We start from the raw sequence: 850 nt of genomic DNA on the forward strand, positions 1-850 counted from the left end.
CCTCCGCAACTAACCAGACAATAACTTCTGCTGTAAAAAACTGGCTTCCAGTAAAACTTACCCAAGTACTCAGAAAACTCCTTTCTAACAAGTCTTGATGTGGAAGTTTTTAAGCTGTTCACCATTTTGCTTGGTTGTATTTTGGGGTTCGCAGAAATCAAAAGGTGAAGATGATCTGGTTCACCGTTGCACTCCAAGAGTTCACAACCCCAAGTTTCCAGTAATCTTTTATACTGAGACTCTAAGTACGCAGCAACTTCTGGCGTGATACAATGACGGCGATATTTAGTCACAAGAACTAAATGGTAGTGAATGTTATAAACGCTGTGATAAAGCGTGTTTATAGCTTGTTTTTTCATAATAACTAAATATAATCAGTTGTATGAAAAAAGCAATCCGTAAAGTCACATACAAACTGAGACCATCGGCTTCTCAAGAAGAATCGCTGATGGATTTGTTTGTGCATCATCACCAGTTGTACAACTGGGCTTTACGTGATCGCATCGAAACTTACCGCAATTCTGATTATGGCCTTAGCTTTTCAGAGCAGTGCAAAATTAATACTCTCTGGCGCAACAATCGCAAAGCGCATGGCATTTTCAATGCCAACGCTCAGAGCGAGCAGGTCACTTTAAAGCGTGTTGCACTGGCTTTTGACGGATTTTTTCGTCGATTGAAGAAAGGCGATAAGAAAGCTGGCTTTCCACGATTTAAGCCATTTCAACGATTTAAAGGCTGGGGTTACAAAGCGCATGGTGATGGATGGAAACTTCACCTAAAAGAGAAAAAACATGGCGCAGTTTATCTGGCTAATGTCGGCATCGTTAAGATCCGAGGCAAAGCCAGAAAC

The 850-nt window shown here is 41.2% G+C and carries 2 protein-coding genes; one reads left to right on the forward strand and one right to left on the reverse strand.

Features of this window, described 5'->3' with window-relative positions:
• Positions 1 to 359: IS200/IS605 family transposase (gene tnpA / locus BZJ21_RS15360; RefSeq protein WP_077670260.1), on the reverse strand; the 359-nt coding region annotated here is incomplete at its 3' end.
• A 23-nt stretch (positions 360 to 382) separates the two neighbouring features.
• Between tnpA and BZJ21_RS15365 the strand changes: the two genes are divergently transcribed.
• Positions 383 to 850 (forward strand): helix-turn-helix domain-containing protein (locus BZJ21_RS15365; RefSeq protein WP_158075546.1); only part of this gene is annotated, 468 nt, incomplete at its 3' end.

This window comes from Salinivibrio costicola subsp. alcaliphilus (assembly GCF_001996185.1).
Classification (GTDB): Bacteria; Pseudomonadota; Gammaproteobacteria; order Enterobacterales; family Vibrionaceae; genus Salinivibrio; species Salinivibrio costicola.